This window comes from Citrobacter sp. TBCS-14 (genome assembly GCF_005280805.1).
Classification (GTDB): domain Bacteria; phylum Pseudomonadota; class Gammaproteobacteria; order Enterobacterales; family Enterobacteriaceae; genus Citrobacter; species Citrobacter gillenii.
In genome coordinates this window covers 100,938-124,919 of the sequence record NZ_SZWM01000457.1, presented here as the reverse complement: position 1 = coordinate 124,919, position 23,982 = coordinate 100,938, and the positions used below count along the sequence as shown (strand labels likewise).

Here is a 23,982-nt window from a genome sequence, read left to right as displayed (position 1 = left end):
ATTGCCGGATAGCGGCATAAATACCTTATCCGGCTTACCTACGCGATCGTAGGCCGGATAAGCAGCAGCGCCATCCGGCATTTATTGCAGGGACTTACTTCGCCGGAATAGACTTCAGCAGTTCAGTCAGCAGCGTCCAGTAATGGCCAACGCTTTCGATATGAACCTGCTCATCCGGGGAGTGCGGACCTGTGATGGTTGGCCCGATGGAAACCATGTCCATTTCCGGATACGGCTTCTTAAACAGACCGCATTCCAGACCCGCGTGGATAATCTGGATGTTTGGCGTCTTGTTAAACAGACGCTGATAGGTTTCGCGCACCAGGTGCATGACCGGTGAGTTCGCGTCCGGCTGCCAGCCCGGATACGCGCCTTTGGCTTCGGTTTTAGCGCCTGCCAGCTTGCCCAGAGAATCCAGCATGCTCACCACATAGTCTTTACCGCTGTCGATCAGCGAGCGAACCAGGCAGTGAATCTGCACGTTGTCGTCAGTCATGGTGACAACACCGACGTTCAGGGAGGTTTCCACCACGCCTTTTGCCACGTCTGAATTGCGGATCACGCCGTTTGGTGTCGCGTTCAGCAGACGAACAAAGGTATCGCGGGACTGAGCGGTCAGTGCGGCTTTGTCGTTAGTGACGGTATCCAGCAGCAGTGCCAGATTTTTCTCTTTTGCTGCCAGCTCGTTTTTCAGGATTTCCTGATAAGTGCTGACCAGCGCTTTTAACGCATCGACTTTATCTGCGGCAACAGCAAGGGTAGCAAAGGCTTCACGTGGGATCGCGTTACGCAGCGTACCACCGTTGAAATCAACCAGACGCAGATCCAGTTCTTCAGCGTGGCCAGCCAGGAAGCGTACCAGCAGCTTGTTGGCATTACCGAGGCCAACATGGATTTCGCCGCCGGAGTGACCGCCTTTCAGGCCTTTCAGCGTCAGCTTAAAGGTCTGGAAACCTGCAGGAATGGCTTCACGAGACAGCGGCAGATTGGCGGTGAAGTCGATCCCCCCCGCGCAACCCATGTAGATCTCACCTTCTTCTTCGGAGTCGGTGTTGATCAGAATATCTGCCTGCAGCCAGTTAGCCTGCAGACCAAACGCACCGTCCATGCCCGCTTCTTCGGTCATGGTCAGCAAAACTTCCAGCGGGCCGTGAACCACGCTGTCATCCGCCAGAACGGCCAGCGCAGAGGCCATACCGATACCGTTATCCGCACCCAGCGTGGTGCCACGGGCTTTCACCCATTCGCCGTCAATATAAGGCTGGATCGGATCTTTGGTGAAGTCGTGAACGGTATCGTTGTTTTTTTGCGGCACCATATCCAGGTGCGCCTGCAGAACAACCGGCTTGCGGTTTTCCATTCCTGCGGTAGCGGGTTTGCGAATCAGGATATTACCCACCTGATCGCGCTCGACGTGGAAACCTTTCTCTTGGGCCCAACTCAGAATATGTTCAGCGAGTTGCTCTTCATGGTAGGACGGATGAGGAATAGAACAGATTTTGGCAAAAATATCCCACAGCGGCTGCGGGGATAATTGAGACAGTTCAGACACGTTGAGTCTCCTTGGCGATGCCCTGCAAAATTGACTTACAGGCCACGGGGTTAGCAGAATTAAAAACACCACAAGTCAGGCTTGCGCGATGCAATTGAGAATACCACTTTCTCTGCTCACGGCTAGCAAAAAGCATGCAAAAAGAGGCCTGGATTCCGCTTAACACTGGTTTTTAGCGCGTCAGATCTCTATAATCTCGCGCAACCTATTTCCCCCTCGAACACTTTTTAAGCCGTAGATAAACAGGCTGGGACAACTTCACATGAGCGAAAAATACGTCGTCACCTGGGACATGTTGCAGATCCATGCACGTAAACTGGCAAGCCGCTTGATGCCTTCTGAACAATGGAAAGGCATCATTGCCGTTAGCCGTGGTGGTCTGGTGCCAGGCGCGCTGCTGGCGCGTGAATTGGGTATTCGTCATGTCGATACCGTATGCATCTCCAGCTACGATCACGACAATCAGCGCGAACTGACCGTTCTGAAACGTGCCGAAGGTGACGGTGAAGGTTTCATCGTAATCGATGACTTGGTTGACACCGGTGGTACCGCGGTTGCGATTCGCGAAATGTACCCTAAAGCGCATTTCGTCACCATCTTCGCTAAACCGGCAGGCCGTCCGCTGGTGAATGATTATGTTGTTGATATCCCTCAGGATACCTGGATCGAGCAGCCGTGGGATATGGGCGTCGTGTTCGTCCCGCCGATTTCAGGCCGCTAATCTAAATCGTTTTCAACGCCTGGCTATGCCGGGCGTTGTTCTTTTTGTGCCGTGTCAGGTTACACTATGCCTTAGTGAGTACTCATGGAGGCCGTAATTATGTCACAGGCTAACCTCAGCGAAGTCCTGTTTAAACCCCGCTTCAAACACCCTGAAACGTCAACGCTGGTTCGTCGATTTAATCACGGCGCGCAGCCGTCTGTGCAATCTGCCCTGGATGGCACAACCATCCCGCACTGGTACCGCATGGTGAATCGCCTGATGTGGATCTGGCGCGGCGTCGATCCGCGCGAAATCCTTGAGGTGCAGGCGCGTATCGTCATGAGCGAAGCAGAGCGTACAGATAAAGAGCTCTATGACACGGTCATTGGCTATCGTGGCGGGAACTGGATCTACGAGTGGGCGAAGCAGGCGATGGACTGGCAACAGAAGGCCATGGCAGAACAGGACCCACAAATTAGCGGACGCCACTGGCTGCACGCCTCTACGCTGTACAACATTGCGGCGTATCCGCATCTGAAAGGCGACGAGCTGGCTGAACAGGCGCAGGCCCTGGCGAATCGCGCGTATGAAGAGGCGGCTCAGCGCTTGCCCGGCAAGCTGCGCGAACTGGAATTCACGGTTCCCGGCGGTGCGCCGATCACCGGTTTTTTGCATATGCCAAAAGGTGACGGCCCGTTCCCGACGGTGCTGATGTGCGGGGGGCTGGATTCCATGCAAACGGATTACTACACCCTGTATGAACGCTATTTTGCCCCGCGTGGTATTGCCATGCTGACGCTGGACATGCCCTCGGTCGGGTTTTCGTCGAAATGGAAACTGACCCAGGATTCCAGCCTGCTGCATCAGCACGTATTAAAAGCACTGCCCAACATTCCCTGGGTCGATCACACCCGCGTGGCGGCATTTGGTTTTCGCTTTGGCGCCAACGTGGCGGTACGGTTGGCGTATCTCGAATCTTCGCGCCTGAAAGCGGTGGCGTGTCTGGGGCCGGTAGTGCATGCGCTGCTCAGCGACCCGCAGCGGCAGGCAAGCGTCCCGGAAATGTATCTTGATGTACTGGCCAGCCGTCTGGGTATGCACGACGCCTCTGATGACGCACTGCGTGTCGAGCTCAATCGCTATTCATTAAAGGTACAAGGCCTGTTGGGCCGACGTTGTCCAACGCCGATGCTATCGGGCTTCTGGAAAAACGATCCGTTTAGTCCGGAAGAGGAGTCTCGCTTAATCACATCGTCATCTTCTGACGGTAAGCTGATGGAGATCCCGTTCAACCCGGTGTATCGCAATTTTGATAAAGCGCTGCAAGAAATAACCGGATGGATCAATCAGAGATTGTGTTAATAGATTGCTAAATTTTATTGATTTGGTAAAACAGTTGCTTCACCTAAGGAGATCGCAATGACGTTACCGAGTGGACACCCGAAAAGCAGATTGATCAAGAAATTCACCGCGCTTGGCCCCTACATCCGGGAAGGGCAGTGCGAAGATAATCGATTTTTTTTCGATTGTCTGGCTGTTTGCGTCAACGTGAAACCCGCGCCGGAGAAGCGTGAATTCTGGGGCTGGTGGATGGAGTTAGAAGCACAGGAAAAACGCTTCACGTACAGCTACCAGTTTGGTTTGTTTGATCAAGACGGCAACTGGACCGCCGTGCCCATCAAAGAGACTGAAGTGGTAGATCGACTGGAGTACACCTTACGTGAGTTCCATGAAAAATTGCGTGGGTTGCTAACGTCGCTGAATCTGGCGCTGGAACCTGCGGACGACTTTAAAGATCAGCCGGTTAAATTAACGGCATAGTGAACAGCAAAATGCCGGATGGCGGCGCAACCCCATCCGGCATTTTTTATGTTAGATCAGAACTGGTAGGTCATCCCCACTGCGACGATATCATCATTGTTGATGGCCAGCTTATTATCGCTATCCAACTGGTTGATTTTATAATCAACAAATGCTGACATATTCTTGTTGAAATAATAGGTCGCGCCAACGTCGATATAATTCACCAGATCTTCATTACCGATACCTTCAATATCTTTGCCTTTCGACAGCACATATCCCAGGGACGGACGCAGACCAAAATCAAACTGGTACTGAACCACTGCTTCGACGTTCTGTGTTTTATTGGCGAAACCACCGGATATAGGCGTCATTTTGCGCGTTTCAGAGTACATCGTGGCAATATAAATATCGTTGGCATCGTATTTTAAACCGGTTGCCCAGGCTTCGGCTTTATCGCCCGCACCACGGTTTTGCAGATTCTGCTGATTGGTACGATCGGAATTGGTATAGGCGCCGCTGATGGCGAAATCGCTGCCGCCAAAGTCATAGGTCACCGACGTACCAAAACCGTCGCCATTCTGTTTTTTCACATCGCGGTCTTCGTTTTTACCCTGGTATTGCAAGGTGAGATCCAGGCCATCAACGACGCCGAAGAAGTCGGTGTTACGGTACGTCGCCAGACCGCTGGCGCGTTTGGTCATGAAGTTATCGGTCTGCGCGGAAGAGTCCCCGCCGAACTCCGGGAACATATCGGTCCACGCTTCAACGTCGTACAGCGCACCCAGGTTACGACCGTAGTCGAAGGAACCGAGGTTTTTCAATTTCAGACCCGCGAAGGCCAGACGTGTTTTTTGCTGGTTAGGATCGCTTTCGGCTTTATTGCCTGCGAACTCTGCTTCCCAACGACCATAACCGGTCAGCTGATCGTTAATTTGAGTTTCACCTTTAAAACCAAAACGGATATAGCTTTGGTCGCCGTCTTTGCTGTCATTATCGGTCATGTAGTGCATGGCTTTAACTTTGCCGTACACATCCAGTTTATTTCCGTTCTTATTATACACTTCCGCTGCCTGTACGGATGCCGATGCCATAATACCCATCACCACTAATGCCAGAGTGCTCTTTTTCATTTTCATTCCTGATTTAAAGTACGCGCGAATATTTACTGGGTGTGTTCCCCGTTCAAAGACAGGAGGGTTTTTAACGTCTGGCAATGAACGTTTTATGACAAAGTAAGAATATTTTTAAAAAAGAATGTTTATTTGTTTCTGTCATAAAAACGTCACAACCTGCCGCTACGCTTGCTGATCCTGCGCAATAAAATTTCATGCTTTGTGCGCTGGCTGTTGGCAACCGGGGCCAGTCCTGCTAAAACGTTCGTTTGATATCATTTCCCCAATCTTGAATGGCAGAGAATCATGAGTGACAGCCAGACGCTGGTGGTAAAACTTGGCACCAGTGTGCTAACGGGCGGATCGCGCCGCCTGAACCGTGCCCACATCGTAGAACTGGTCCGCCAGTGCGCGCAGCTCCATGTCGCAGGGCATCGCATTGTTATTGTTACCTCGGGCGCGATTGCCGCCGGGCGTGAACATCTTGGTTACCCTGAACTCCCGGCAACGATCGCCTCTAAACAGCTGCTGGCGGCAGTAGGGCAGAGCCGACTGATTCAACTCTGGGAACAGCTGTTCTCCATTTATGGCATTCATGTCGGGCAGATGCTGCTGACGCGTGCGGATATGGAAGACAGAGAACGTTTCCTTAACGCTCGCGACACGTTACGTGCGCTGCTGGATAACAACATCGTTCCTGTCATCAATGAGAACGACGCGGTGGCAACCGCCGAAATTAAAGTCGGTGATAACGACAACTTGTCGGCGCTGGCGGCGATTCTGGCCGGGGCCGATAAGCTGCTGCTGCTCACCGATCAGCAGGGCCTGTTCACCGCTGACCCGCGTACCAATCCGCAGGCTGAGCTGATTAAAGATGTCTACGGGATTGATGACGCGCTGCGGTCTATCGCCGGAGACAGCGTCTCTGGCCTCGGCACCGGCGGTATGGGCACCAAACTGCAGGCGGCAGACGTGGCCTGCCGCGCCGGTATCGACACCATTATTGCCGCAGGCAGCAAGCCTGGCGTGATTGGTGATGTAATGGAAGGCGTGTCCGTGGGGACGCGTTTTCATGCTCAGGCTTCTCCGCTGGAGAACCGCAAACGCTGGATCTTCGGCGCACCGCCCGCCGGGGAAATCACCGTCGATGAAGGCGCAACCTCAGCCATTCTGGAACGCGGCAGTTCGTTATTGCCCAAAGGCATTAAAAGCGTGACAGGCAACTTCTCTCGTGGTGAAGTGATTCGTATCTGCAATCTTGAAGGGCGCGATATTGCCCACGGCGTCACTCGCTATAACAGCGACGCGCTGCGCCGTATTGCCGGACACCACTCTCAACAGATTGACGCGATCCTCGGCTATGAATATGGCCCGGTTGCCGTCCATCGCGATGACATGATCACCCGTTAAGGAGCAGGCATATGCTGGAACAAATGGGCATTGCTGCCAAAGCAGCGTCGTATAAGCTGGCGCTACTCTCCAGCCGCGAAAAAAACCGTGTGCTGGAAAAGATTGCCGATGAACTGGAAGCACAAACCGAAAGCATCCTCAGCGCTAACGCACAAGACGTTGAGCAGGCGCGGGAAAACGGTCTGAGTGAAGCAATGCTTGACCGTCTGGCGCTGACCCCGGCACGTTTGAAAGCCATCGCCGACGACGTACGTCAGGTGTGCAACCTCGCCGACCCGGTCGGGCAGGTGATTGACGGCGGTCTGCTGGATAGCGGCCTGCGTCTGGAGCGTCGTCGCGTCCCGCTGGGCGTGATTGGCGTGATTTATGAAGCGCGTCCTAACGTCACCGTTGATGTCGCCTCCCTGTGCCTGAAAACCGGCAATGCGGCGATCCTGCGCGGGGGCAAAGAGACGTACCGGACAAATGCGGCAACTGTGGCAGTGATTCAGCAGGCGCTGGAGGCCTGTGGTTTACCGGCGGCCGCCGTGCAGTCGATTGATAATCCGGACCGCGCACTGGTCAGCGAAATGCTGCGCATGGATAAGTACATCGATATGCTGATCCCGCGCGGCGGCGCTGGCCTGCACAAACTGTGTCGCGAACAGTCGACTATTCCGGTGATCACTGGCGGTATTGGTGTTTGTCATATCTATGTGGATGAAAGCGCAGATATCATCGCCGCACTCCGGATTATCGTTAACGCCAAAACCCAACGCCCGAGCACCTGTAATACCGTCGAGACGCTGCTGGTGCACCAGAATATCGCCGGACGCTTCCTGCCCGTGCTGAGCCAGCAGATGGCGCAAAGCGGCGTCACGCTGCATGCTGATGAGGCCGCGCTGACTCAATTGCAGGCCGGTCCGGCCAACGTGGTGGCGGTAAAAGCACAAGAGTACGACGATGAGTTTCTGTCGCTGGATCTGAACGTAAAAATTGTCAGCGACCTGGATGAGGCCATCGGCCATATTCGCGAACATGGCACCCAGCATTCCGATGCGATCCTGACGCGCGATATGCACAACGCCAACCGCTTCGTTAACGAGGTGGATTCGTCTGCGGTGTACGTTAACGCCTCCACCCGTTTTACCGACGGCGGCCAGTTTGGACTGGGTGCGGAAGTGGCAGTCAGTACGCAGAAATTACACGCACGCGGACCGATGGGGCTGGAAGCACTGACCACGTACAAGTGGATCGGCTTCGGTGACGACACGATTCGTGCGTAATTGAAACCGGGTGATGCAAAAATAGGCGTTTGATTCGCAAGGCCATTGACGCGTCGCCCGGTTAGTTTTAACCTTCTACCCCGTGTTCACAATCGTGGGCATGTCTTTATCAGTGCCGATATAGCTCAGTTGGTAGAGCAGCGCATTCGTAATGCGAAGGTCGTAGGTTCGACTCCTATTATCGGCACCATTTCAAACTCTTCTCAAGTCTATTGAAATCAACTAAAAGCCCGTATACTGCGGTTTACGGCCCGTATCTTATCTCCTGTTATCAACTGGACTCAACCGAAATCAAGTCGCAGTTGGGGGCATAAGTGGGGGCATTCTGTGTTCGGTCCTTGATCAGTTATGTCCCTTTTAAAATGTTCTCAAAATCAGCGCTGCTTAGATCCGGTGTAGAGCACAACATATCTCTGGCCAATGTCCGTCTCCGCTGAAGGAGTTCGTCCAGCGTTTCTTCAAACGTCGTGATTTCAGAGTCCATTACCGTCGGATAATACACATACACATCCTTTGTCTGGCCGATACGGTAAGCGCGGTCAGTTGCCTGATCTTCTTTTGCCGGATTCCAGCAGCGGGTGAAATGAATAACGTGGTTCGCTTTCTGCACGTTAACCCCAAATCCAACTGCGACGGTAGAGAGAATAATCACGCCAAAGCCGGGTTGGGACTGGAAATCATCAATCAATCGCTGGCGGCTATTCTGGCTATGACTTTTAGTACTGGTGTCGCCGTTGATGATCACCGGACGGAAACCGAATCGCTGTTGAATAGCATGCTGTATCTCGCGCTGGAGATCGCGCAGTTCAGTAAAGATGATTACTTTGTCTTTGCTGGTGTGCTTAATTTCATCCAGCGTTTTCAACATCCAGTTTAGCTTTGGCGACCCTTCCCGATATCGAGGCTCAGGGTTAACGACTGCCGGGTGCGCACAAATCAGTTTAAGACGATGTAATAACCCCAGCATCCCCGCGCCTGCTTGCTGCATTCCTTCACTAAGTGCCTGCTGTTGCTGCCAGTTGGCTATCGAAGAAAGATACAGTTGCTTTTGAGGGCCAGAAAGCGGCAGTTGTTTACAGCTGACGACTTCGATTTTTTGCGGTAAATCACGCGCAACCTCTTCTTTAGTCCGGCGTAATGTCTGTGGTTCAATCAACGTTCGTAAACTTTCAAGCTGCCCTGTGTCCCGACCCGCTTCGTTCTCTATCGGGCGAACATAGTGTTTGCCAAATTCATTGAGTGCGCCTAAGAGGCCCGGCTGAGCGAAATCAAAGAGGCTCCACAGGTCTACAAGCGTGTTTTCGACAGGCGTGCCGGTACATGCCACTTTGAATCTTGCTTGTATCGCATTGGCTGCATGAGTGATTAATGCCGCCGGGTTCTTTATTTTTTGTGCCTCGTCGCAGACCATGATGGACCATGACTGGCGTGCCAGGGAGAACTCCTGATCGCGAAGCGTTTCGTAGGTTGTCAGAATGATTTTCGCCTCACCCTGCCAGCCGGGTTTGAGCAAATTTTTGATCCCCTGAGACTGTAGATGAGCAGGAATAGCTTGTTTCGGGTATTTCACCGCTTTGATAGTGTCGCCATACAATTTCATCACCGAAATCCCGGAGGTGTAGAAGAAATTGTCGAGTTCACGCTCCCAGTTATCCAAAAGAGAGACGGGGGCAACGATGAGACTTGGTGGCTCGTCAGGGAATTTTTCAATGAACCACACCAGGAAGCTCAGGATCTGTAGCGTTTTCCCCAGCCCCATATCATCCGCGAGCAGGCAACCTGCAGTTTCCTGAGGTGAACGAAGGAAAAGCTGCTGAAGCCAGGCCACACCTTCACGCTGGTGGTCTTTGAGTCGGATGTGCTCTTTCAGGCTCAGTGGAATTTCAGGTTCAGCATGGCGTGCATTGAGGAGTGAATTTCGGCGCTGTTTAATGTAAACCGCTTCTTCAATATTCTGTTCAATTTTGAGCACTGCCCGGGCTGCTTTTTCAGCAACATTGCTCTCTGATTCATGTGCTGAATTTTGCTGTTTTTCCCAGTTCTTACTGAAGGTTTTCGCCGCATCCAGTGGCAGTTCAGAGTCGTTCCAGGGAGAGATGATATGCGTTTCGCCAGTTGCTTCTGCCTGGGTAATTCTCTCCTGCAGTTCATCGAAATGCTCTAGGTTATCAGGTTGCCAGCCATCCAGTGTTTCTACCGAAAATTCGGAGAAGTCGATGCCATCAGGGAGCCAGTTTTCGCTTTGCGCCTTGGTCAGCCAGGGAGAGGATATTTTTTCGAACTCACCGATGCCAATGACGCGATCGCCATATTTACCAAGATCCAGGACATCGTTAAATTCGTTACCTTCGGCTTCCTGTTGCCAACGCAACAGCAGCGACTGGCAATCATGCCATTGCTGTTCAGTGAATTGACTCAATTCCAGCTCGTATCCCTGCCAGGAACCTGCTGGCATATGCGCGGCAACGCTGATCCCCACTGCCTGTACAAATTTATCCAGCTCCCAAGGGGTGGAAAAAAGGAAGGTGACTTCCGGTTGTGGTACTGGCGAGACGGGCTCCAGAACCAACGTAATATCCTCTATCTTGTTCTCATCATTTACACGGGGCTGAAGTCTGAAATGATGGAAGAAAATATGGGCATCAAACAGTGCCTGCTCATGTTCCTCGGGGGCAATAACACTGGCGGCATCTTCACCCAGGAAAGTATAGGGATTGCGAACAAAGGAAAGTGCTTCACTTCCGGCAACCCGGCGGCCAGGAATTGAGTGTATTGAATTCAGGACTTCTTTTACTTCGGGTGGGATGATGACATGGCTGAGTTCGCCGTTCTCCCCGGGAATGCGATAGCTATCGTGGACCTGTGAGTTCTTGTCAAAACTGCCCAGCCAGTTAGCGGGTTGGTCTTCGAAGTGTGGCTCAATCTCGATAACGGCAGTATCAGCAATCGTTGCCTTACGCAGGCGTAACGACAATGAAGTGGGTTTGATGACGTGCGTTTTTTCTAAATAATCATCAAATTTTGCAGCGGCCTGTTTCGCGCATTTGCGAATTGTGGCCCATCCCAGCTGGTTAGTGGTTTCGCCGGGAGACTGTAATTGCTGCGCACTGAGTTGCTCGGTTGCCTGCAAGAGCGCCCAGTTTTCTCGTGATAACAGATACTGCTGATTTTCATAAGTAAAAATTGCGCCGGTACGGCTAAGACGGATCGATTTACGCGTGGGACACGTAACCCATTCAGTAATCCAGACGCGGAAATCATTATCGCTTAGCGCTCCTCGAGAACTCAAACTTGCACGTAGGGGCAAAACCTCAGGCACGCCAATCAAAGGCAGACTGCTGGCATGTTCTTCATCTTCCAGTAGGCGATACAGCGACTCCCAGCTCAGCAACCATCGGTCTGTGAGTGATATCAGATAGTCTTCTTCCGCCAGTTGCTCAAGCCAGGATGCCAGCGCCCAAAGCCCCGGGTCATCAACCAACGAGTGCGGAAAACTAAGCCCGTTTTCTTCAGCCTGGTACTGATTCTTCAGGTGGTGTTCTATCTGCTGACGGTCACCCGTCAGCTTACTTAACAGACGTTTCAGCATTATTTGATCCAGTAGCGATGCGGTTCTTTAGTTACGGGAGCGAAGCCGAGTCGGAGTAACTCTCTTTCCGTTGTGTCATCCGGTGCTTTGAGCTGTATAGACAGCACGCCACCTTTTTGTCGGTTATCGCTGACGATGCATGCGGTGTTTTCAACCAGGCGCTGTATTGCTGTATCCCGCAATGGATTGATGATTTTGATGTCAGATACCGGGGCGGGTGAGGGCGCTTTTTTATCAACAAATTTGACGGGCTCTTCAGCCATCCAGCGGATACCCAACTGACGCAGTTCATCGTCGTATTTCAGCATCCAGCCGGTGATCTGGGTCTTGTTGTACCCTTCTGCTCGTGGAGTATGTGGAAGACGAAGAACATTACGGTATTTGTCTTTTAATTGGATATTGATATCCAATGAGTGTGACTCTGGGTTAAATGGAGCCTGGCCCACTCGATAGGCATACATCGCGTTCCCCGTTCCGGAAAACTCAACGAAAATGTAATCGTTAATCTGCATGATCATGGCGTTGTCGAAACTACGCCCACCGCGCAGATGACTTAGCCTCCCACGATTCTCCTCGCGGAATTTCACAAAATCGCTATCGCGATCGTGCCAAGCGTCTGGTCCCATCACGATGCGGGTGAACCCCATCTGATTCGCAAAACGCAGCCAATAGTGCAGTCGTGCCTGATCGACATCGCCATTGCCGCGAAGCAGTTCAAAGAAGTGCATCAGGTCCTGTTTTGCTAACCAGCCACGCACCATTGCCGCGACAGGTTCAGAAACATACTGATGCCACTTGTTCTGTTGGCTTTTCAACTGCGGGTTATCCCAGTATTCCAGTGCGGCCTGTTTCAGGGCGGAATGCGCCTGGTCGCGATAGGTAGAATGATAGTAACGGGTCAGTGTCGCCGTCATAATGTCATCACGAAAACGTACCCACTGCGCCGCCAAGCCTAATAGCCAACTGATTTTGTCCAGATATTGAGGATCGTCCAGAGTATCAAGCTGCGCCAGCAACACCGTGAAAATACGCTTCCACAACCAGCTGCTATCGGGGATTTGCGCTATTTTTTCTAATGATGATAAAGAGTTACTCTCACCAGAAAGGAGCTGCTGGGATATCACACCGCCAGCCTGAGACGTAAAAATGTCGTGATAAAACTCAATGGTTTTCATCCACGACTTTTCTCTGCGGATAGCGGCTTTTACCACGGGATACCCCCTGGCGATATGACCACGCAGTACACACCAGTGCGGGTTTATTTCTGGCGATTCGTGTTTGTAGGCAAAATAACTTGAACAAAGTGCTGCCCAGTCCTTGCGTTTTAGTGTCTTGGATTCAATCTGTTTTTTGATAGCACTGTCGACATGGGGGAAGAATGTATCATCCTCCAGTAATACTGGCCGGTCAGGGTAGAGCGGATCGGTATCGGCGAGGCCATAAAACACCATCCGCCATTCACGTTCAGTCAGTTCTTCCGCAAGACGAAAACGACGCAGGGCTGCCAACCGCATTTCATGTGGAGGCATGGGAATTTTCTCTGCTTTATCAAATCGCTTTTCCATCTCACGGCTAGAAGAAGCCAGCGCGTGGAAATCATTGCGCAGATAATGGTCCTCTTGCTGGCTGGAAGAGAGCTTCGCTGCAATACGTTGTGATAAAGAATTGAGCGCGGGCGTCATTGCGGCATTACCAACTGGCAAACTTCTTTATTAACGACCGGAGGGAAATCTACCTCTTCGGCCCCATCACGTTTATCCTTAAGCCCAAAGAACTGCATACGTAACTCGACGCGGCGGCTGGCCTCTTTACTCTCTTTCGCGTTGTTAAACGAGACTCCCCCTGCCAGGAAAAGCTTACGAATTTGGATCTGCTGCTCCGCAGAGATGCTGCTTTGCAACGGGCTACGGCTATCGAGCAAACTACACATCACCCACTCAGAGCGCTGCAGGGAGAGATGTAAATTGTAAAGGTAGGAGCCATCGGTGTCGGTAAAACCTTCAATGACGATTTGCTTAAACCACTTTTTACCCTCTTCACTGTCAGAGGCCTCCAGCACCAGCGGAACGACATCCTGCAATGCTTTTTGCCCTTCTGCATTCAGGAAAAATTGGTTGTGATCGAAACGCCCAGCCTCACCAAAACTGATACGGTTATCGTGGCAATCCACCACGATGGTTTTATTTACACTGCGGGCATGCAGCTCCAGGCGCTCACACAATCGGGAGATATCCTGCCCTCTGACTTTTTCCCCTTGCTCTGCACGTTGGATACGCTGCGTCACGGAACTCAGTGAAGCCACCATGACGACTAAAAATAGCACCATCATGGCGGTCATCAGATCCGCGTAGGAAATCCAAAAGGGTTTCTCTGCTTCATCACCGCGGCGTTTTCTAACGCCAAATGCATTACCAAACATCAGCCGTCACCCCTCAGGCACGAACGCGTGACAGAATATCGTCAAGCTCACTGACGCTTTCTCCGATCTGTTCTACAGAGCCTGCAAGCAGATTAGAGGCTTTCGCCATTTCGACGTCCAGTTTGCCCAGGGTCTTATCCAGGCTGCGAGAAACACCTTCTGAGAAGTCTTCAAACCCTTTTCCGAGCACGTCACTGACATTCTCCATAAAGGTCTGCGCTTCACGGTTATAGCTTTGCAAGCGCTCCCCATGCTGCTTAAGATCGTTGATGAACTGGCTGCGGGTGGTTTGTTCAGACTGGGTATTTGCTGCGAGCACTTCCAGCATGGCAATGGATTTGCTAACGGCTTCCCGATTATTACGGTAATCCGCCACCACAGACGTGAGTTCGCTGGTGGCAAGGGAGAGCGATGATCCCGCCGATTGGGCTTTATTCAGTACGTCAGCCGTGAGGTGATTCGCTTCCGATACCTTATCGCCTGCATGCTCAAAACGCTCGGCGGCAACACGCATTTTTTCCGCGCCGTTTTGCATATCCTGAATCTGTCGGTTGGTCTGTTCTGCGAGTTTGTTCAGTGTTTCAGTCGTGCCCTGATGCTGACTGGCTACCGTTTCAATCAGCTGTTTGATCTGACCGTCTACCTCACTCATCACCTGCTGCGTCTGTTCGTGCAGGGACTGCTGGTTAGCCTGCTGGTTCGCTGATATCTGTTGCTGACCCTTATCAATCTGACCAAACAGACTGCCCAACTGATCCCCGAGTGCTTCGACAGAGGCCGCCATTTTTTCCATTGTGGCACTTTGGCCTTGCTGTACTGAATTCTGAATGGCTTCAATAAAGGCGGACATATGTTCTGCCTGAGCTTTTTCTCGCGCTTCGCTGTCGGCAAACATTTTCTCAAGCTGGCGTGCCATACGTTCACCGGCGCCTTCTCCTTCAGCACCAATTTTTGCGACGGATGCCTGAAGGCTACTGAGCATGTCATTCATGCCAGCCTGCATGGCCTGTTGGCCTGATTTCATTTCAGAGAGCAGTTGTTCAATCAGTTGTGCGCTGCCCTGTCGGGAGTCATCGCTGACCTGACGCATATCCTGTAGCAGAGTGGCGAACCCGCTTTGCATCGTCTGGATAGCACCTACGGTTTGCCCCATCATTTCGTTGAGATTCGTAAATTGCTGGCCGAAGGTGGTATCAAGCTTCGCCATAAATGCGGTCAGAACATCCTGCAGCATGTTCTGTACCATGCCGCTTTGATCGCCGCTGGCGGTCTGAACCGCCCCAGCAATTTTATCCAGTGGTGACTTGAGGCTGTTCTCGATTGCGCCGCTCACCTGGTCAGCAAACTGTGCGCCTGATTCGCGATAGGTGTTGCTCAATGTATTCGCGAGGCGTTCATTCTCAACTTTCTGGCTTTCAGCGAGATGCAGCAGCATATCGCGAAGATCGGTGACGAGGCTCTCTTTGAGATGGCGAGCCTGAGTGGCGCTTTCGTTACTGGACTTCACCAGTGAGGCCAGGTATTCCTCGCCAACGCCGCTGATATAGAGCTTGTCGATGGAGGCGGTAAACTTTTCCAGATACTTATAGCATTTGGCTATGGACAGTTTTTCCAGCCAGGTGACCAAAATGGAGGCGAAAATAGCTACGGCTGAACCGAGGAATGCATATAACACATCGCGCAGTAAATTATTGACGCTGCTGGTGACCTGCTCTGGGGTGCCTGGGTCGAAGTGATTCAAGCCAATCATCAGGCCGTAAAACGTGCCGATAATCCCCACACCGGTCAGAATACCGGGCAAGTGTTTGAAGAATTCAGTATTTAGCGGAATATCAACTAACTGTTGCTCAGAGAAGAAGCTCGAGCTTGGCGCAGTGGCGCGAATACGGACGATTTTTTCTTCCCCGCCTTCCAGCTCGCGTTGTGGGTGTAACGACTCTTCAAACTCATTCCACGCGTGCTTGAGTTCAGGGCTCTTAAACAGATTCTGTAAATGCTCTAACTGAGCCTCTGGGGCGCTGCTCTCAATACTATTAATTGATTGGGTATATTTTTTCAGGCTGTTAACAATTTTAATGGCCCGAAACAAATAAAAGAAAATAAAGCAGGCAACGGCCAGGCTCACGATACTGATTACAGTGAAGGGCACATTATGGGGATCCACAGATGTAAGCGTCACTAAGAAGGAATTTAGCCAGGACATATTTTTACCCGTTGAATATATTAATCAGCATTCAAATTACCATCGACAACATTTTGATTACTTTTAATCAATGTTTATATGTTGTGATAGCCATCGCCGCGCCGTGACCTGCAAAACACCCCAGCCGTTCAGGGGATGAACGGTGATATCAAAGTGCATAAAAAGGAATGGCAGGCTAGTTTCCTATTATTTACTGCTCAAATGCAAATTTCTTTACGTTGTGTCGTTTGTAATCATTGTCGTTCCGGGTATCATTTTGCGAACTGCATTCCAAAAATGAATATGCGATAAGGCATTTGTGCACTTTCGCTGCGATCGACCTCGAGGATTTTCATGAACAACGCCGAACAACAGTTCCTGAACGAGCTGGATAACAAATTCTGGAAGGCCGCCGACAAGCTGCGCGCCAATATGGATGCCGCCAACTACAAGCATGTGGTGCTGGGGCTTATCTTCCTGAAGTATGTGTCCGATGCCTTTGAGGCACGCCAGCAGGAGCTGATTACCTTGTTCCGGGATGTCGGCAACCCGGACAACATCTACGCCATGTCGCGCGACGGTTACGACTCTGATGAAGAGTATGCGCAGGCGATTATTGATGAACTGGAAGTGGAAGATTACTACACCGAAAAGAACATCTTCTGGGTGCCAAAAGCCGCGCGCTGGGACACGCTGAAAAACAAAGCCATGCTGCCAACCGGCACCGTACTGTGGGTGGATGAAACCACCGGAAAGGATGTAACACTGCGCTCCGTGTCCTGGCTGGTGGATAACGCGCTGGATGAAATCGAAAAAACCAACCCGAAACTGAAAGGTATTCTGAACCGCATCAGCCAGTATCAGCTGGGCAACGAGGTGTTAACCGGGCTGATTAACACCTTCTCTGACGCCAACTTCAGCAACCCGGAATATAACGGCGAGAAGCTCAACTTAAAAAGCAAAGATATTCTCGGTCACGTTTACGAGTACTTCCTCGGCCAGTTCGCGCTGGCAGAAGGTAAACAAGGCGGTCAGTACTACACGCCAAAAAGCATCGTGACCCTGATCGTCGAAATGCTGCAGCCGTATAACGGCCGCGTGTATGACCCGGCGATGGGATCCGGTGGGTTCTTCGTCTCCAGCGATCGCTTTATTGAAGAGCACGCAGGCGAGAAACACTACAACGCTGCCGAGCAAAAGCAGAAGATTTCCGTTTACGGTCAGGAGTCCAACCCGACTACCTGGAAACTGGCGGCGATGAACATGGCAATCCGTGGCATCGACTTTAACTTCGGCAGTAAAAACGCCGATACTCTGCTGGACGATCAGCATCCGGACCTGCGTGCAGACTTCGTGATGGCTAACCCGCCGTTCAACATGAAGGAGTGGTGGAGCGCGAAGCTGGAAAACGACGTGCGCTGGAAATACGGCACGCCGCCGCAGGGCAATGCCAACTTTGCGTGGATGCAGCACATGATCCATCACCTGGCCCCGAAAGGCTCGATGGCGCTGCTGCTGGCCAACGGTTCGATGAGTTCCAATACCAACAACGAAGGCGAGATCCGCCGCAATTTGATTGAAGCCGATCTGGTGGAGTGCATGGTCGCGCTGCCAGGCCAGTTGTTTACCAACACTCAAATCCCGGCCTGTATTTGGTTCCTGACCAAAGACAAATCCGGTGGTAACGGCAAAGCACACCGTAAAGGCGAAGTGCTGTTTATCGACGCGCGCCAGATTGGCTATATGAAAGACCGCGTACTGCGTGATTTCAGCCGTGAAGATATTGCCAAAATTGCCGACACCTTCCACAAATGGCAGGCAGATAAAGAGTACGAAGATGAAGCCGGGTTCTGCTTCTCGGCAACGCTGGAAGATATTCAGAAAAACGACTTTGTGCTGACCCCAGGGCGCTACGTGGGTGCGGCCGAGCAGGAAGAAGATGATGAGCCCTTTGCCGAGAAGATGGCACGGCTGACTGCACAGCTTAAAGATCAGCTGGAAGAGAGTGCTGAGCTGGAGAAGCAGATTAAGGCGAATCTGGGGGGGCTGGGTTATGAGTTTTGAGTGGAAAAAATATACTATCGCTGACGTGTCAAAGAAAGTTATTACAGGGAAAACGCCCCCAGGAACCTTAGATAAGTACTTTGGTGGCGAAGTACTCTTTGTAACCCCAACAGATATGGGAGATAACAAATACATTGAACTAACCCAAAGAACCTTATCTGATGAGGGGGAAGCTAAACTTGCAAAACAGAAATTTGAATGTGGGATAGTTGTTTCTTGCATTGGATGGCAAATGGGAAAGGCCGCAATTGTCAGAAATACAGCCGTTACGAACCAACAAATTAATACAATTATTCCAAATGGTGACTTGATTGATGTAGATTTTTTATACTATACACTTAGTGAGAAAAGAATGGAGATATTCAATCTCGGTGCGACAGCGACAAGAACTCCAATATTAAAAAAGTCATTGTTCGAAAAAATTGAGTTTCATGCTCCAAAACTTGAACAACAGAAAAAAATTGGCAATGTTTTATCCTCTTTGGATGCTAAAATAATAAGCAACAAAAAAATCAACCAGACTCTCGAACAAATGGCACAAGCCCTGTTCAAAAGCTGGTTTGTTGATTTTGAACCGGTAAAAGCCAAAATGGCAGTACTGGAAGCGGGCGGTTCGCAGGAAGATGCGACGCTTGCTGCAATGACCGCAATTTCCGGGAAAGATGCTGATACACTGGTAGTTTTTGAGCGTGAACACCCTGAATATTATGCCGAATTAAAAACCACGGCAGAGCTGTTCCCGTCTGCGATGCGGGAGAGTGAGTTGGGGGAGATTCCAGAGGGATGGAGTTCACAGCGATTGTCTAATATCGCAACACTTCATTACGGAAAAGCGCTTAAAAAGACAGAACGTATAGAAGGACCTTATCCAGTCTATGGTTCAGGTGGCATCACTGGCTCACATATCAGTTATCTCGTTGAAGGTCCAAGTATTATAGTTGGAAGAAAAGGTTCTATCGGTACTCTGTATTGGGAGGATGAGAAGTTCCATCCAATTGATACCGTTTATTACGTTTCTAACAAGGATGGGGTTCCACTAAGTTATCTATATTATCTAATGGAAACGTTAAATCTTTCAAGTATGAATACTGACGCGGCAGTGCCTGGATTAAATCGAGATAATGTCTATCGACTAGAAGTATTGAAACCGATTCAATCCATTTTGAATAAATTCAATAATCATATTTCGGCTATCAGGAATATGATTCAGAAAAATAATTTATCAACAGCAACGTTGACTACACTCCGCGACACCCTTCTCCCCAAACTCCTTTCCGGCGAAATCACCCTGCCGGAAGCCGAGCTGGTGATAAGCGAGGCGGAAAATGTATAAAGTCGATACGCCGACCAACAGCCTGCACTCGCTGCAGGAGGTGTCTTTTAGCAGCCTCGGTTTCCGTGAACGCGATCACCTGCAGGAGTGGCTGGCGAAAAATCCTCAGACGCTGACCAAAAAAGACGACAAAGAAGACGAACTGCTGATTATCCAGAAAGAGTTCGCCGGCTTTGACGACACCAAAGAGCGCCTCGACCTGCTGGCAATCGATAAAAAAGGCAATCTGGTCATCATCGAAAACAAGCTCGATGATTCCGGGCGCGACGTCGTCTGGCAGGCGCTGAAATATGCCGGTTACTGCGCCAATCTCCGTCAGGAAAGCGTGGTTGAAATCTTCCAGCTCTATCTTGACCAATATGAGCCCAACGAGAACCGCCAGGCCGCAGACGTCATCGCCGAATTTATGGGCTGGGAAAGCCTGAAAGAAGGGGTGCTCAACCGTAAAGGCACCCAGCGGGTCATCATGGTCGCGGCCAATTTTCGTAAAGAGGTCACCAATACCGCGCTGTGGCTGATGCAGTTTGGTATCCGGGCGCAGTGCTTCAAAGTAACCCCCTACCGTTTCGGTGAAGACGTGTTTGTCGATATCCGCCAGGTTATCCCTACCCCGGAAGCGGAGTCGTACATGATCGGCATGGCGCAAAAAGAGGCGGAAGAGCAGTCCACCTCCAGCAGTAGCGAACTGCAGCAGCGCCATTATCTGCGCCGCGATTTTTGGACGATGGCGCTGGAAAAATTCCGCACCAGCCCCTGCTCACTGTTTAATAACCGCGCTCCCTCAACCGATCACTGGCTGGCCGCCGGATCGGGGGTCAGCGGCGTGCCCTTTGAACTGATCTTTTCCCAGAAAGATGCTCGCGTGCAGCTCAATATTTCGCGTGGGGATGCGCTGGAAAACACCTGGTTATTTGAACGCCTTCAGGAACGTAAAACGCACATTGAATCGCTGTTTGGCGAGCAGCTCGACTGGCGTTTACTGCCAGAGCGAAAAAGCTGCCAGATCGTCTGTTCAAAGGCGTTTGATGGCGGCAATAAAGAGATATGGCCTGCCATTATCGACTGGATGATGGATAGCATGAACCGTCTGGAAAAGGCGATCCGCCCGAGTTTGCTGGAGCTGGCGATTGAGCTGAAACAAACCGGTATGATCACCGAGGGAGAGGAAGAGTAATGCTGAGCGAAGACGATTTAGAGCAGCAATGCCTGAAATGGTTTGCTGAACAGGACTGGGAAGTGCTGCACGGGCCCGATATCGCGCCGGATGGCGACAATCCGCTGCGTGCCTCATTCCATGATGTGTTTCTGCGCCCGGTGATGCTGGAGCAGCTGCAAACCATCAACCCCCATCTCCCTGTTTCCGTGCTGGAAGAGGTGATACTGCGTATTACCCGCCCCGAAAGCCCGGATCTGGTCGTCAGCAATAAAGCATTCCATCACTTGTTGCTTGACGGTGTGCCCGTTGAGTACAAACGTGAAGACAAGACGGTTCACGACAAAGCGTTGCTGATGGATTTTAACCATCCCGGCAATAATCGCTTTATGGTCGTGAACCAGGTGGCTATTCAGGGGATAAAACAGGTTCGTCGTCCGGATATCATTGGCTATATCAACGGCCTGCCGGTGGCGGTGATTGAGCTAAAAAGCCCGATTGATGCCAATGCCGATATCTGGGCTGCGTTTAACCAGCTGCAGACCTATAAAAACGAACTCAGCGACCTATTTATCTGCAACGAAGCGCTGGTGGTGAGCGACGGGCAGAACGCGCGTATTGGCTCGCTGACCGCCGATGAAGAACGCTTCCTACCGTGGAAAACCGTGGCTAATGAAGACGACAAGCCACAGTTTGACTGGCAGCTTAAAACCGTGGTGCAGGGCTTCTTTAACCGTGCGCTTTTGCTGGATTACATTCGTTATTTTGTGCTGTTTGAGTCTGACGGCAAACGACTGATCAAGAAGATTGCCGCCTATCATCAATTCCACGCGGTGCGTGAGGCGGTTGCGGCCACGATTGTGGCGTCTACCGGCAAACATCTGCCGCTACGCAGTAACATTACCCCCGGCAGTAAAAAAGCGGGTGTGGTGTGGCATACCCAGGGCTCTGGCAAAAGTATTTCCATGTGCTGCTACGCCGGAAAACTGCTGCAACAGGCGGAGATGAACAACCCGACGATTGTGGTGGTGACGGATCGTAACGATCTGGACGGACAGCTCTACGCGACCTTCTGCCAGGCGCAGGACCTGCTGAAGCAAACGCCTTTACAGGCCAACGACCGCGACGAATTGCGTGAGCTGCTCAATGCCCGCGAATCCGGCGGTATTATCTTTACCACCGTGCAGAAATTTGCGCCGCTGGACAACGAGAAGAGCCATCCGGTTCTCAATCAGCGCAGCAATATCGTGGTGATTTCTGATGAAGCGCACCGCAGCCAGTATGGCCTGAGTGCCACGCTGGACCGCGAAACCGGGGTCTACAAATACGGTTACGCCAAACACATGCGCGATGCGCTGCCGAATGCGTCGTTTATGGGCTTTACCGGTACGCCGATTGCGTCTGAAGATAAAGATACCCGTGCCGTGTTCGGCGATTACGTCTCTATCTACGATATTCAGGATGCGGTGGATGACGGCGCGACGGTGCCGATTTACTACGAATCCCGGCTGGCAAAACTCGACCTGAACCATGAGGAACTGGAAACGCTCTCCGACCAGGTGGATGAGCTGGTGGAAGATGAAGAGACGGGCCAGCAGGAGAAAACCAAAGGTGACTGGAGTCGTCTGGAAAAGCTGGTAGGTTCAGAGCCGCGTATCAAGCAGGTTGCCGCCGATCTAGTTCAGCACTTTGAAACACGCAACGCGGCCATGAACGGCAAGGCGATGATTGTCGCCATGAGCCGTGATATCTGCGTGAAGCTCTATAACGCCATCACAGAGATCCGTCCGGACTGGCACAGCGCGGATGTCGAACAAGGCGCGATCAAAGTCATTATGACGGGCTCCGCGTCTGATAAAGACCATCTCCAGCCGCACATCTACAACAAGCAGACCAAAAAGCGTCTTGAAGCCCGCTTTAAAGATTTGAACGATCCGCTGAAGCTGGTGATCGTTCGTGATATGTGGCTGACCGGGTTTGATGCGCCGTGTTGTCACACCATGTATATCGACAAACCGATGCGCGGCCATAACTTGATGCAGGCCATCGCGCGCGTTAACCGCGTGTTCCGCGATAAACCCGGCGGGCTGGTGGTGGATTACATCGGCATTGCCAACGAGCTGAAGCAGGCTCTGAAAACCTATACTGACTCGAAAGGAAAAGGGCAGACCACCGTAGATGCGCGGGAAGCCTTTGCCATTCTGCTGGAAAAAATCGACGTCATTCACGGGATGTTCGCACCTTCAGCGGGCAAGCCAGGGTTTGATTACTCAGGGTTCTCCCGCGATCCGTTGGCTTTCCTGCGAGAAGCGGTGAACTACATCCTTGGGCTGGATGACGGTAAAAAACGCTACCTCGACGTCTCACTGGCGATGAGTAAAGCCTGGTCACTCTGTAATACCCTGGACGAAGCAAAACCCCTGCAAGAAGAATTCGCGTTTCTCTCTGCCGTCAGAGTGGGGCTTATCAAGCTGGATCCTAAAGAGAAGTTTAGCCAATCAGAAAAGAACTCTTTACTGAGCAAGATTCTCGATAACGCCGTTGTCGCGACCGGCGTTGAGGATGTGTTTGCCCTGGCGGGGTTAGATAAACCCAATATCGGGCTGCTGTCGGATGAATTCCTGGAAGAAGTGCGGGAAATGCCGCAGCGCAATCTGGCTGTAGAATTACTGGAAAAACTGCTGAATGACGGTATTCATGCCCGTTCTGGTAATAACGTGGTACAGCAGAAGAAATATTCCGACCGCCTGAAAGCCGTGCTGCTGAAATACAATAACCGGGCGATTGAAACCGCGCAGGTGATTGAAGAGCTGATCCAGATGGCGAAAGCGTTCCAGGAAGCGATGGCGCGCGATGATGCGCTGGGCTTAAACCCGGATGAAATCGCCTTCTACGATGCGCTGGCGGAAAATGAAAGCGCGGTGCGTGAACTGGGTGACGAGACGCTCAGAAAGCTGGCTATCGAGGTCACGCGACAGCTGCGGAAATCCACCACCGTCGACTGGCAGGTACGTGAAAGCGTGCGCGCACGGCTGCGTATTCTGGTGCGCCAGACGCTGCGTAGATATAAGTATCCGCCGGATAAAACAGCGGGTGCAGTAGAGCTGATCCTTAAGCAGGCGGAAGTGGTGTCGAACAGCTGGACGTCATAGCGACGTCCAACTTTTGATAGAGAGGGCAGAGTATCGCCCTCCGTTGTACCTGAAGAGTGAAAATAGTTCTGATTAAGCAGGCGAGAACCTCACTACCAGGACTCAACGGCGGTACTGAATGCTCCTTTTGATTCAGTTATTTTTTAAACTTCTCCATTTCCGATTTTTCCATCAAGAATGAACAAATTGACCCCACAGTTGCAAAGTGAACAGAACCTCAGTACGCATCCACTGTATGATTTGTG

15 protein-coding genes and 1 tRNA gene are annotated in these 23,982 nt (G+C 51.5%); 10 read left to right on the top strand and 6 right to left on the bottom strand.

Translation table 11 applies throughout. The annotated features are described in order from the left end of the window. Positions 1-94 precede the first annotated feature (94 nt). Positions 95-1,552: a cytosol nonspecific dipeptidase gene (gene pepD / locus FDX22_RS16510; protein WP_115259350.1), complete on the bottom strand. Its 1,458-nt coding sequence runs from the start codon at positions 1,550-1,552 to the stop codon at positions 95-97. A gap of 262 nt (positions 1,553-1,814) precedes the next feature. Between pepD and gpt the strand changes: the two genes are divergently transcribed. From gpt to crl, 3 genes are all read left to right on the top strand, one after another. Further along, positions 1,815-2,273: a xanthine phosphoribosyltransferase gene (gpt, locus tag FDX22_RS16505; RefSeq protein WP_115259349.1), complete on the top strand. Its 459-nt coding sequence runs from the start codon at positions 1,815-1,817 to the stop codon at positions 2,271-2,273. Positions 2,274-2,372: 99 nt separating this feature from the next. Continuing rightward, entirely contained in the window at positions 2,373-3,617 is a 1,245-nt protein-coding gene (gene frsA, locus FDX22_RS16500; protein WP_115259348.1) for an esterase FrsA, read from the top strand. A 57-nt stretch (positions 3,618-3,674) separates the two neighbouring features. Beyond that, entirely contained in the window at positions 3,675-4,076 is a 402-nt protein-coding gene (crl, locus tag FDX22_RS16495; RefSeq protein WP_096758190.1) for a sigma factor-binding protein Crl, read from the top strand. Between the two features lie 56 nt (positions 4,077-4,132). Here crl and phoE read toward each other — a convergent pair whose 3' ends face one another. After that, complete coding sequence (gene phoE / locus FDX22_RS16490) at positions 4,133-5,188, bottom strand: phosphoporin PhoE (protein ID WP_096758189.1); 1,056 nt, start codon at positions 5,186-5,188, stop codon at positions 4,133-4,135. Positions 5,189-5,476: 288 nt separating this feature from the next. Here phoE and proB point away from each other — a divergent pair, with 288 nt between their 5' ends. From proB to FDX22_RS16475, 3 genes are all read left to right on the top strand, one after another. Continuing rightward, positions 5,477-6,580, top strand: a complete 1,104-nt coding sequence (gene proB / locus FDX22_RS16485; RefSeq protein ID WP_146717489.1) for a glutamate 5-kinase — start codon at positions 5,477-5,479, stop codon at positions 6,578-6,580. A gap of 11 nt (positions 6,581-6,591) precedes the next feature. Further along, on the top strand, positions 6,592-7,845 hold the full coding sequence (gene proA, locus FDX22_RS16480) for a glutamate-5-semialdehyde dehydrogenase (protein WP_096758187.1): 1,254 nt from the start codon (positions 6,592-6,594) through the stop codon (positions 7,843-7,845). Between the two features lie 114 nt (positions 7,846-7,959). Beyond that, positions 7,960-8,035, top strand: a tRNA-Thr gene (locus tag FDX22_RS16475). A 156-nt stretch (positions 8,036-8,191) separates the two neighbouring features. Here the strand turns inward: FDX22_RS16475 and zorD are convergent. The 4 genes from zorD to zorA1 are packed head-to-tail and all read right to left on the bottom strand — an operon-like array spanning position 8,192 to position 16,056. Next, entirely contained in the window at positions 8,192-11,434 is a 3,243-nt protein-coding gene (gene zorD, locus FDX22_RS16470) for a type I Zorya anti-phage system protein ZorD (protein ID WP_146717488.1), read from the bottom strand. Beyond that, a complete protein-coding gene (gene zorC / locus FDX22_RS16465; RefSeq protein ID WP_146717516.1) occupies positions 11,434-13,116 on the bottom strand; it encodes a type I Zorya anti-phage system protein ZorC in 1,683 nt (560 codons plus the stop codon). The genes zorD and zorC overlap by 1 nt, the downstream gene beginning before the upstream one ends. Continuing rightward, positions 13,113-13,853: a type I Zorya anti-phage system protein ZorB1 gene (gene zorB1 / locus FDX22_RS16460; RefSeq protein ID WP_146717487.1), complete on the bottom strand. Its 741-nt coding sequence runs from the start codon at positions 13,851-13,853 to the stop codon at positions 13,113-13,115. Before zorB1 ends, zorC begins: the two co-directional genes overlap by 4 nt. Positions 13,854-13,866: 13 nt before the next feature. Next, a complete protein-coding gene (zorA1, locus tag FDX22_RS16455; RefSeq protein WP_146717486.1) occupies positions 13,867-16,056 on the bottom strand; it encodes a type I Zorya anti-phage system protein ZorA1 in 2,190 nt (729 codons plus the stop codon). A gap of 333 nt (positions 16,057-16,389) precedes the next feature. Here zorA1 and FDX22_RS16445 point away from each other — a divergent pair, with 333 nt between their 5' ends. From FDX22_RS16445 to FDX22_RS16430, 4 genes are read left to right on the top strand one after another with little or no spacing between them, the layout of a single operon-like run. Continuing rightward, a complete protein-coding gene (locus FDX22_RS16445; protein ID WP_146717485.1) occupies positions 16,390-18,099 on the top strand; it encodes a class I SAM-dependent DNA methyltransferase in 1,710 nt (569 codons plus the stop codon). After that, positions 18,089-19,432, top strand: coding sequence for a restriction endonuclease subunit S (locus FDX22_RS16440; protein WP_146717484.1), 1,344 nt, complete (start codon positions 18,089-18,091; stop codon positions 19,430-19,432). The genes FDX22_RS16445 and FDX22_RS16440 overlap by 11 nt, the downstream gene beginning before the upstream one ends. After that, positions 19,425-20,606 carry a DUF4268 domain-containing protein gene (locus FDX22_RS16435; RefSeq protein WP_146717483.1) on the top strand — a complete coding sequence of 394 codons (1,182 nt, stop codon included), beginning with the start codon at positions 19,425-19,427 and terminating at the stop codon, positions 20,604-20,606. Before FDX22_RS16440 ends, FDX22_RS16435 begins: the two co-directional genes overlap by 8 nt. Continuing rightward, positions 20,606-23,737 (top strand): type I restriction endonuclease subunit R, encoded by a 3,132-nt coding sequence (locus FDX22_RS16430; protein WP_146717482.1) that lies wholly within the window; start codon positions 20,606-20,608, stop codon positions 23,735-23,737. The genes FDX22_RS16435 and FDX22_RS16430 overlap by 1 nt, the downstream gene beginning before the upstream one ends. The last annotated feature ends 245 nt before the right edge of the window (positions 23,738-23,982 follow it).

Excerpts from the sequence above, each read along its gene's own strand:
- gpt (WP_115259349.1), top strand. The coding sequence starts at position 1,815 with ATGAGCGAAAAATACGTCGTCACCTGGGACATGTTGCAGATCCATGCA.
- frsA (WP_115259348.1), top strand. The coding sequence starts at position 2,373 with ATGTCACAGGCTAACCTCAGCGAAGTCCTGTTTAAACCCCGCTTCAAA.
- crl (WP_096758190.1), top strand. The coding sequence starts at position 3,675 with ATGACGTTACCGAGTGGACACCCGAAAAGCAGATTGATCAAGAAATTC.
- phoE (WP_096758189.1), bottom strand. The coding sequence starts at position 5,188 with ATGAAAAAGAGCACTCTGGCATTAGTGGTGATGGGTATTATGGCATCG.
- proB (WP_146717489.1), top strand. The coding sequence starts at position 5,477 with ATGAGTGACAGCCAGACGCTGGTGGTAAAACTTGGCACCAGTGTGCTA.
- proA (WP_096758187.1), top strand. The coding sequence starts at position 6,592 with ATGCTGGAACAAATGGGCATTGCTGCCAAAGCAGCGTCGTATAAGCTG.
- zorD (WP_146717488.1), bottom strand. The coding sequence starts at position 11,434 with ATGCTGAAACGTCTGTTAAGTAAGCTGACGGGTGACCGTCAGCAGATA.
- zorC (WP_146717516.1), bottom strand. The coding sequence starts at position 13,116 with ATGACGCCCGCGCTCAATTCTTTATCACAACGTATTGCAGCGAAGCTC.
- zorB1 (WP_146717487.1), bottom strand. The coding sequence starts at position 13,853 with ATGTTTGGTAATGCATTTGGCGTTAGAAAACGCCGCGGTGATGAAGCA.
- zorA1 (WP_146717486.1), bottom strand. The coding sequence starts at position 16,056 with ATGTCCTGGCTAAATTCCTTCTTAGTGACGCTTACATCTGTGGATCCC.
- FDX22_RS16445 (WP_146717485.1), top strand. The coding sequence starts at position 16,390 with ATGAACAACGCCGAACAACAGTTCCTGAACGAGCTGGATAACAAATTC.
- FDX22_RS16440 (WP_146717484.1), top strand. The coding sequence starts at position 18,089 with ATGAGTTTTGAGTGGAAAAAATATACTATCGCTGACGTGTCAAAGAAA.
- FDX22_RS16435 (WP_146717483.1), top strand. The coding sequence starts at position 19,425 with ATGTATAAAGTCGATACGCCGACCAACAGCCTGCACTCGCTGCAGGAG.
- FDX22_RS16430 (WP_146717482.1), top strand. The coding sequence starts at position 20,606 with ATGCTGAGCGAAGACGATTTAGAGCAGCAATGCCTGAAATGGTTTGCT.